6 protein-coding genes and 1 pseudogene are annotated in these 10,000 nt (G+C 48.5%); all 7 read right to left on the bottom strand.

Features of this window, described 5'->3' with window-relative positions:
* Positions 1-236 (bottom strand): annotated as a pseudogene (locus ACYVR3_RS06155) (hypothetical protein); the annotation flags it as partial.
* 24 nt (positions 237-260) lie between these two features.
* Entirely contained in the window at positions 261-3,821 is a 3,561-nt protein-coding gene (gene smc, locus ACYVR3_RS06150) for a chromosome segregation protein SMC (protein WP_461243512.1), read from the bottom strand.
* Between the two features lie 25 nt (positions 3,822-3,846).
* Positions 3,847-4,548 carry a ribonuclease III gene (rnc, locus tag ACYVR3_RS06145; RefSeq protein ID WP_054737265.1) on the bottom strand — a complete coding sequence of 234 codons (702 nt, stop codon included), beginning with the start codon at positions 4,546-4,548 and terminating at the stop codon, positions 3,847-3,849.
* A gap of 153 nt (positions 4,549-4,701) precedes the next feature.
* Complete coding sequence (gene acpP / locus ACYVR3_RS06140) at positions 4,702-4,950, bottom strand: acyl carrier protein (protein ID WP_054737264.1); 249 nt, start codon at positions 4,948-4,950, stop codon at positions 4,702-4,704.
* A 93-nt stretch (positions 4,951-5,043) separates the two neighbouring features.
* Positions 5,044-6,078, bottom strand: a complete 1,035-nt coding sequence (gene plsX, locus ACYVR3_RS06135; RefSeq protein ID WP_054737263.1) for a phosphate acyltransferase PlsX — start codon at positions 6,076-6,078, stop codon at positions 5,044-5,046.
* Positions 6,079-6,111: 33 nt separating this feature from the next.
* On the bottom strand, positions 6,112-8,142 hold the full coding sequence (gene recG, locus ACYVR3_RS06130) for an ATP-dependent DNA helicase RecG (protein ID WP_461243511.1): 2,031 nt from the start codon (positions 8,140-8,142) through the stop codon (positions 6,112-6,114).
* Between the two features lie 154 nt (positions 8,143-8,296).
* A complete protein-coding gene (locus ACYVR3_RS06125; RefSeq protein ID WP_461243514.1) occupies positions 8,297-9,949 on the bottom strand; it encodes a DAK2 domain-containing protein in 1,653 nt (550 codons plus the stop codon).
* Positions 9,950-10,000: the final 51 nt, after the last annotated feature.

The following is a 10,000-nucleotide window of genomic DNA, read 5'->3' as shown; positions in this document are numbered from 1 at the left end:
TCAGCCTCTGGTTCAGTTGCCGGTTCAGCCTCTGGTTCAGTTGCCGGTTCAGCCTCTGGTTCAGTTGCCGGTTCAGCCTCTGGTTCAGTTGCCGGTTCAGCTTCTGCCTGATTAGCCACTTTTGGTTCAGGTGTCGACTCTGGTGCTACCGGCGTTTCAACCTGTTCTTCAGCCGGTTTTGGGCTCGTTTTCTTATCTTCTTTCGAGCGTCGCTTAAAAAAATCAAATAATCCCATGAGCTTCACTTCCTGTTGTTATGATTAGTTTTGACTAACAGTTTGGTTCAAATCAACGGAAACCAGTTTTGATACACCGGATTCCTGCATTGTGATGCCATACAAACGATCCGTTTGGACCATCGTTTCTTTTCGGTGGGTGATAACAATAAACTGAGTGTCATCCTCGAATTGGCTTAAATAACTGGCAAACCGGGCCGTGTTGGCTGGATCTAAGGCCGCTTCGGCTTCATCCAGTACACAGAATGGTGCTGGTTGAACCTGTAACACCGCAAATAGCAACGTAATCGCTGTTAATGCGCGTTCACCACCAGATAACAATCGCATACTTTGGAGCCGTTTACCAGGTGGCTCGGCCATAATTTCAATTCCAGTCGTCAATAATTGATCTGGCGTCGTTAAAACAAGTTGCGCCTTCCCACCACCAAACATCCGCTTGAAGGTCGTTTGGAACTGTTCATTTAGTTCATCAAAGGTCACCTTAAAGCGTTCACTGACCTGTTGATCCATCTCATTCATGGTCGTTAACAGGTTTTCCTTTGACGCACTCAAGTCGGCCTGTTGCTGACTCAAGAAATCGTAGCGTTCCTTGACCCGATCATACTCTTCAATCGAAGCAACGTTTACCGTTCCAATATCGGCTAACCCCCGCTTGACCAACTTCAACTTTTGCTGAATCGTTTCAAGTGGCAGCGCCAAAATTTGCCGTTTGGCGATTGCGACGCTAACATGATATTCCTCAGTCAGGGTTGATTGCAGATCATCTAATTGACGAGATAATTCCGAACAGTTGAAGGTTAACTGTTGCACGTTGCGTTCTTCGCTAGCCAGTGTCTGACGCGCAGCCTGATTAGTACGTTCAAGCTCGGTCTGCTTATCCTGAGCTGCTGTCAAAGCGGTGTCATTGGTTGCTAACTGGCTTTCGAGTTGCTTTTGTTGCTTCGTTAATTCTGCCAACGTCGCCTGATGGGTGCTAGCCTCTTGACCAACATCCGTCTGGCGTTGCGTCAACGCAACCACTTTATCATCAAATGCCGCTAACTGAGCTGTTAACGTTGCGATGGTTTCCTTGGTTGCTTGTTGATCCTTGCGGGACTGCTTGACTTCCACGGAATGGCGTTCAATGATTGCGCGCTGGTCTTGATACTGGTCACTCACAGCTTGCGTTGTCTGGGACTGATTTTGCTGTTGATCCTTGGCCGCCGCCATCTGGGTTTCGAGGGTGGTGATCTTTTGGTCGGTCAATGTGGTTTGTTGCTCGTTTTGACGTAACGCCGTTTCAAAATCATCAACATCATCGTCCTGCAGCCCCCATTGTGCTTGTTGCACTTGGATCTGTTCAGTGACTGTTGTAACCCGCTCCTGCAGTAATTTGACCTGACCTGCTGCTCGTTGCTGCACGGTTAACGCTTGTTGACGAGCAGATTGATGCGCTTGCTCATCAGCTTGCGCATCCGTTTGTGCCTGCTTCAACGTTTGTAAGGCTGTTTGTTTTTCCGCCAACTGTGTCGTCATTTGCTGAACGGTAGCTGCCAGACGTTTCAAGTCTTGTTGCTGGCTTAAAACGCCAGCTCGGTCACGTTTATCGCGGCCACCAGTCATGGTCCCACTCGTCGATACCACTTCACCGGCAAGTGTAATAATGCGGTACCGGTGATGAATCAGTTGGGCTAACTGAGTAGCGTGCGTTAAGTCATCAACAATTAACACATTACCTAGTAAATGCGCCTTAACTACATTGAATTTAGGTTCGGCAACCGTTACTAGGTCGGCCCCAACACCTAAAAATCCGGGTGCTTGCTGACAAGTGACTAAGATACTTGAGGTCACCTGTGACGTGCGAATCGTCGTCAGCGGTAAGAAGGTGCTTCGCCCTAAGCGCTGGCTGGTCAAATACTTAATGGCCGTTTTACCAGCCGCCTCATCCGCCACCACCACGTGCTGTTGTTGCGCACCAATGGCGACTTCAATGGCCTTGGTATAATCGGCGGGCACCTGTAACAACGTTGCCACCGGGCCAATAATTCCAGGTAGTTTAGCCTTAGCCTGCATAACCGCCTTGGTGCCTTGATAAAAGCCACCGTAGTTGTTCGCAAATTCCTGCATGCTCTTCAAACGCGCCTTTGCGGATTCGCTTACTTCCAAAGCAGCTAACCACTGCTGATTTTGTTGATCTAACTGTGTGGCTCGCTTTTGGCGAATCGCGTTATCTTCATCACAGACTGCTTGTTTGTCAGTGAGTTCCGTCTCCGCTTGTTGAAGTGCCTGCTGCGCGTCCGTTAGTTGCTTTTGCTGATCAGCCAACTGCGTTTTAAGCGCGGTTAACCGCTCGCGCGCCTGATGATTCTCAGAGTTAGCCCGCTGCTGATTTTTTTCCAAATACTGTCGCTGATTATGCAGTGTCGTGCGGGCCTGTAGTTGTTCGATATACTCAGCTTGTAACTGCTCTTGCTTGGCGGCTAATCGATCCGCATCTAAAGCATCCAACTGCGTTTTCAACTTAGTCGCCGCCTCACGAGCCGCCTTCAAAGCAGCTTGTTGCGTGGTGAGTTGTTCGGTCAGTGCTGTTAACTTAGTTTGCGCGGTTGTTAGCGCCGTCGACGTTTCCTTGATGCGCGTCTTGAGTTCCGTCAACGATTGCGTGTGACTCCGTTGCCGCTCACTACTCAACGCCCGTTCGCCCGCAGTCCGTTCCCGTTTTTCATTCACCGTCATCAACTGTTGCGTCAACGTATCCTTCGTTTTTTGAAGTTGCGTGACCGCTTTTTTAGCCGCAGTTAACGCGGTTGTTGTTTGATCAACGTGTTCGGTCGTTGCTTTGACCCGCGCCTCTTGCTCAGTCTGTTGCGCCTGTTCAGCTCGCAACTTCGTCTGAGTCGTTTCAATCGTAAGGACTAGCCGTGACTGTTCTAACTGATCATAGGTCTTTTTTTGTTCCAGATATTCCTTTGCCAAGCTACTTTGCTGCGCAAGTGGCTCGATTTGACCACCAAGCTCGGTCATTAAGTCGTTGACCCGGTCAAGGTAGCCCGCCGTTTGTTCAAGTTCTCGTTGGGCTTTTTCCTTGCCCTGGCGGTATTTTGAGACCCCAATCAGTTCTTCCACGATGAACCGGCGATCTTCTGGTTTACTGTTGAAGATAGCTTCAACTCGGCCTTGTGAAATCATCGAAAACGAACCGTCACCAATACCCGAATCCATAAACAGGGCCAAAATATCCTTTAATCGGCAATCCTGACCGTTTAACTGATAGACACTATCGCCATTCCGAAACAGCTTTCGCGTGACACTCAGCTCCGTGTACGTTGATTTCAGATAGTGATCCGAATTATCAAGCACCATCGTGACCATTGCGCGATTCAGCGGTTTACGGTCAGCAGAACCCGCAAAAATCACATCAGGCATTCGTTGTCCACGCAAATTCTTAGCCGATTGCTCCCCCAACACCCAGCGAATCGCTTCACTCACGTTACTTTTACCGCTCCCATTGGGGCCAACGATACCGGTCACGCCGTCTTCAAATTCAATTTTAGTATCGTCCGCAAAGGATTTGAAACCACTAATTTCTAGCGATTTTAACTTCATCGCTCAATTCCCCAATCATTATAAATTAACGCGCTTGCTGTTGCAGCTTGTTGAGTGCTTGCTTAGCTGCGACCTGCTCCGCATGTTTCTTTGAGTGTCCTTCACCGACACCTAGCGTTTTACCATCAATCTTAACGGCAACTTTAAACGCCCGGTCGTTATCAGGACCGTTTTCAGATAACAGCTCGTACGCAATCGTCACTGGCCCATTTTGTTGTGCCAATTCCTGTAATTCCGTTTTGTGATCGAAAAACTCATCAAACCGACCCTCATCAAGTTTTGGAAAAATCACCTGGTTGGCAAATGCCACAACCGGTTCCACCCCTTGATCAAGGTATAAAGCCCCAATGAATGACTCAAAAATATCACAGAGTAGTGAATCTCGTTCACGGGCGTGGGCCTTCTCTTCACCCTTTCCTAATCGAATGTACTGGTCAAAGTGACATTCTCGGGCAAAACTAGCGAAACTATCTTCGTTCACCATGGCTGCCCGTAACCGAGTCAACCGGCCCTGAGGCAGTTTCGGATAACGCCGGTAAATATACTCGGATACAACTAATTGCATCACGGCATCGCCCAAAAATTCGATCCGTTCGTAAAACTTCAAGCCTTCGTTTGGATGTTCGTTAACGTACGACGCCTGAGTAAACGCCTCATCCAATAAACTTTTATCATGAATCGTAATATTAAAATTATCTTTTAATAATTGGTCTAATCCCTTAATCAAACCGATACACTCCTTTAATGATGTTTGTGATTGACGTACAAAAGGGTTGTGACAAAACAATCCGTTTTACCGCAACCCCACTTGTCTAACTGCCAGAACAATGCCGCCAAGGCGCACACCGTTCCTTGTTTTACCATCCTAGTGAATCCTAGTTCAGTTATTATGAGCCACGATGTAGTCCACCGCTTCGCCCACCGTATTTAGATTTTCAGCCGCTTCATCAGAAATCTCGGCACCAAACGTGTCTTCAAGTTCCAAGATGAATTCAACGAAATCGATTGAATCGGCATCTAGATCCGTTTTAAAGTTCAACTGTAACGTGATCGTTTCCCGATCAACTTGGAACCGGTCCGCAATAATATCTGCAATTTGGTTAAAGACTTCTTCTTTTGACTGTGCCATTATTATCCCTCACTCATTCTTGACGTTGTTAATCGTTAGTTAGTTTATCACAAAAACCGCCGTCCGCAAACCATTGCTGGTACGGACACGTGATTACTTCAGTGCTTCCTTAGCAGCAATCATCTCATCACTGTGCTCGCCAAAGTAAGTGACCACGTCATCGACAATGTGATTTTCAAGCATTGACTTGATTTGGCCGATCGTGTTGGCAACCGTTTCGGCCTTCGTTGAGCCGTGAGTCTTGATTACTGGCGCCTTAACACCGAGTAAAACGGCGCCACCGTACTGCGAGTAATCCATCTTTGCTTGAATGGCCTTAAAGGTTGGCTTCAACAACGCAGCGCCCAGTTTGCCACCAAGCCCGCCATCCATGATCGATTGCTTGATCAGCTTCAACATGGATAATGCGGTGCCTTCCGTGTTTTTCAAAACGGCATTACCAGAGAAACCATCGCTGACAACGACATCAGCGGCACCATTCAACAGTTCACGTGATTCAACGTTGCCGATGAAGTTAAGGTCTTTGGCATTGGCTAAAGCTTCATGAGTGGCCTTGTGAACCAAGTCGCCCTTATCCGCTTCGGTCCCGTTATTCAGTAACCCAATGCGGGGATTCTCAACGCCCATCACCGTTTGCGCGTAGTATTTGCCTAAAATGGCGTATTGATACAAGTTAAATGGTTTTGTATCAGCGTTAGCACCCACGTCTAACATCAAGAACTGGTCTTGATCAGGGTTATTCAACACTGGCAACGTGGTCGTTAAGCCGGGCCGGTCGATCCCCTTGATTCGGCCAATGATCAACAAACCGGCAGCAAGGATCGCACCAGTGTTCCCAGCAGAGAAGAAGGCATCCGCTTCGCCGTCCCGAACCGCTTGGGCAGCTAATACAATGCTAGACTGCTTTTTACGGCGAATCGCTTTAACGGGTTCGTCTTCCATCGCAATCACTTCATCCGCTTGGACGAGGTTGATTCGATCTGACGTTGTTAAGAATGGTTTGACCTTATCAATTTGGCCGTAAAGGTCAAACTCAATTTCTGGGTACCGGTCGCGAGCCTCTTCAACTCCGGCAACAATTTCCTTTGGGGCGTAATCGCCGCCCATTGCGTCAACTGCAATTTTCAATATGTTCATCCCTTCTGAGGTGCTACATTTCAATTAATCATACATATACGTGCTTGCTTCTTGGTGTTCCATGTAATTGGCTAACCCTAAGTTTTCTGGTTGAATCGACCAGTCGGCGGCATCCGTGATGCGCTTGGCTTCTTGTTGAGCCACGCTCAGCATGGTGATATCCGCCACCGGATCGCCCACTTTAAAATCAGGCATGCCGGATTGCTTCTTACCTAACACGTCACCAGACCCCCGTAACTCAAGGTCCTTTTGCGAAATCACGAAGCCATCGTTGGTTTCGGTCATGACTTTCATCCGCGCGACACCGGTTTTGTTTTTCGGATCCGCTACCAAGATACAGTAGGACTGCTGATCTGACCGGCCAACCCGACCACGTAACTGGTGCAACTGCGCCAACCCAAAGTGATCGGCATCATAAATCAGCATCACCGTGGCGTCCTTCACGTCCACCCCGACTTCGATCACCGTGGTTGCCACCATAACCTGAAACTTTTTAGCTTTAAAGTCACTCATAATGGCGTCTTTTTCGTCGTTCTTCATCCGGCCATGGAGCAACCCAACTTGGTACTGCGGGGCAAAATACTGCGAGAAGCGCTCATAAATGGCTTGCGCATTCTTCATATCCACCGCTTCAGACTCTTCAATCAGCGGTGTCACTACGTACGCTTGATGTCCCGCTGCTAACTCCCGCATCACAAATTGGATTGCGGCATCGATCTGCGCATTTTTGATCCACCGGGTCGTAATCGGTTTTCGCCCAGCTGGCAGTTCATCAATGACCGAAATGTCCATCTCACCATAGCTGGTGATTGCCAAGGTCCGCGGAATCGGCGTTGCGGTCATCGCCAGTACATCGGGATTAGCGCCCTTTTGACGTAACGCTTGTCGTTGCGCGACCCCAAAGCGGTGTTGCTCATCGACCACGACTAACCCTAGCCGGTGATAGTCAACACCCTCTTGAAACAGCGCGTGGGTCCCAACGATCAGGTTCACTTCACCCGAAGCCAGCCGCGGTAAAATCTCTTTACGGGCGGCTGGTTTCGTTGCCCCAGTCAACAACACAATGTTGACTGGGAAATCGGCAAACAACTGTTGGAGTTTATTGGCGTGCTGTTCAGCTAAAATTTCAGTTGGTGCCATCAAGGCTGCCTGATAGCCAGCAGTGATCGCGGCGTACATCACAATAGCTGACACAACCGTTTTCCCACTCCCAACGTCTCCTTGAAGGAGGCGGTTCATGTGGATCGGTCGCTTTAAATCCGCACAGATTTCATTAACGACCCGTTTTTGAGCGTTCGTTAACTCGTAAGGTAAACTGGCAATCAGTGCTTGCAGCGCGGCATTGTCGTAAGGCAACGCTTGCCCGACCTGAGTTTGGTCATGTCGTTTCAGTAACTGCAGTTGCATTTGGAATAAGAAGAACTCTTCAAACTTTGCGCTACGACGAGCCGCCTGTGCATCCGGTGTTGTTTTGGGAAAATGCATGTCATGAACCATTTTCGCGCGGTCTAACAGTCGATAATGTTGCTGAATCGATGCTGGTACAACGTTGACAATGTCATCATGGTACTGTTCCCAAGCAGCAACCACCAACTGTTGAATCGTCTTTTGACGAATACCAGCGTTGGCCGGATAAACCGAAGCCATCGGGTCATCACGACCGCTCGATAAAATCTTCATCCCATTCAACTGTTTCTTAGCCGCATCGAAGCGACCGTACACCATGATAGGCGCTTCAACCTCAATTTGGTTTTTCAACCAAGGTTGATTAAAGAAAGTCACGGGGACCACGTCTTGATCGATCAGTAATCGAAAGTTTAACCTACTCTTCTTGCGACCAAATCGGCTAAGTGTTGGCGGTGCCGCCACGATTCCCTTCAGGGTGACTTGTTCTTGATCTGCAATCTCAGTCAACGCTTTGGCCCGCAGATCTTCGTAGCGAAACGGGAAGTAGGTTAACAGGGACTCAATGTCCGTAATGCCAAGTGACGCCAGTGCTTCAACTCGTTTCGGGCCAACGCCCGGTAACGTACTCACTGAATCTGTTAACGGCATCACAACGCACCTCCTCACATCTTTACCGTTTAAATTAACTCGGTGTAGCCACATAAGTGGAAAATCCGGATGAGTCGATCAACGTCATCCGGACTTTCCACTTATGCGCTAGATACCATTACTGGTAATCCGGGCGTTTATTTCAGGGTTTAATTTATTCCACAGACACGATGAATGGATAGACTGGTTGGTCACCTTCGTGAACTTCAATTTCAAGTTCATCGTCCAGCTCACCAATGGCAGCCTGCACTTTATCGGCAACCGCCGCAGTTGTGTCACTGCCGTAAATCACAGTAACAATTTCGCTGTCGTCATCCAGCATCTTGTTCACCATTTGAACGGTGGTTTCTTCAAGGTTCTCCGTAACCACTTGAATCTTACCGTCAATGATGCCCATGTAGTTGCCTTCTTTGATTTCAAAGCCATCAACGTGAGTGTCACGAACGGCGTGAGTCACTTCGCCACTCTTAACCGTTGATAAGTTGGCTTCCATGTCCGCTTGATTATCCGTTAAGCTGTGATCTGGTTCGTAACCCAGCATCGCGGTCATCCCTTGCGAGATCGAGCGACTATGCACGATAACCGTTGGAATATCGACCACGTCAACGGCTTGTTCAGCCGCTAAAAAGATATTGCTGTTGTTTGGAATCACGATTGCTTGCTTGGCGTGACTGGCCTGAATGGCATCCACGATATCTTGCGTACTTGGGTTCATGGTTTGACCACCACTAATGACCGTCGTTGCGCCAAGGCTTTCAAACAATGATTTAATCCCATCACCAGCAGCAATCGTAATGATTGCGGTCTCAGGGGCTTCAACTGGAGCGGCTGGTTCAGCAGCCTGTTCGTTGGCTTCATCTTGTTCGATAATGGTTTCTTGTTGAAGGCGCATGTTATCGACCTTCACCTTCGCAAGATCCCCAAATGATTGCCCCCAAGCGATAACCGTTCCGGGATGTTCCGTATGCACGTGAACCTTCACGATTTCGTCATCATTAACAACGAGTAGTGAATCCCCAAGTTCGGCCAAACGTTGGTAGAAGGTATCGTAGTCAAACTCATGTTCAACTTGCTTGCCCTTACCCAGACGAACCATAATTTCGGTACAGTAACCGTACACGATTGAATCTGGATCAAGCTTACCTTGTACGCTCCGGTGATGTTCAGCGTCAATCATCTCATCCATTTCAGATGAGTTTGGTTGGTGTGTTGCCGAAACCGTAATCTCACGACCATTTAAGACATCGTCAAATGCCTGAAGCACAAACGTCAGCCCTTGGCCACCGGAGTCAACAACCCCAACCTGCTTCAAGACGGGTAGTAAATCTGGGGTCGTCTTCAAAGCGGCTTCAGCGGCCTCGTAAGTTGCATCCATCACTGCCACAATATCATCACTGCGAGCAGCGGTTTTCCGGGCGGCCTTTGCGGCTTCTCGAACCACCGTCAACACCGTACCTTCAGTTGGCTTCATCACTGCTTTGTAGGCCGTTTGCGCCCCTGCGGCAAATGCATCGGCCAGATCAACGGCACTTAGCTCGGTCTTATCCGCAACGTCCTTAGAAAAACCACGGAAGATTTGAGACAGAATAACGCCAGAGTTACCCCGAGCCCCCATTAGTAATCCTTTAGCTAACGCTTGCGAAATGTCACCAACTGAAGTTGATGCCGTTTCATTCACGTACTTTAACCCGCTATCCAGAGATAGACTCATGTTTGTCCCAGTATCGCCATCCGGCACGGGGAACACATTCAGTGAATTGATAAATTCAGCGTTTTGATCCAAAAAGGCCGAAGCCGCTTCAATCATCTTTCTGAATTCACGATCCGTAACTTTCTTAGTTTGCAACAACTTATTCCT

The organism is Secundilactobacillus muriivasis, assembly GCF_054785195.1.
Note: the sequence above shows the minus strand (reverse complement) of the source record. Positions and strands in the feature narration are given on the sequence as shown.

What these genes read in the sequence shown, in the direction of transcription:
- smc (WP_461243512.1), bottom strand. Translation starts at nt 3,821, where the DNA reads ATGAAGTTAAAATCGCTAGAAATTAGTGGTTTCAAATCCTTTGCGGAC.
- recG (WP_461243511.1), bottom strand. Translation starts at nt 8,142, where the DNA reads ATGCCGTTAACAGATTCAGTGAGTACGTTACCGGGCGTTGGCCCGAAA.
- ACYVR3_RS06125 (WP_461243514.1), bottom strand. Translation starts at nt 9,949, where the DNA reads ATGATTGAAGCGGCTTCGGCCTTTTTGGATCAAAACGCTGAATTTATC.
- acpP (WP_054737264.1), bottom strand. Translation starts at nt 4,950, where the DNA reads ATGGCACAGTCAAAAGAAGAAGTCTTTAACCAAATTGCAGATATTATT.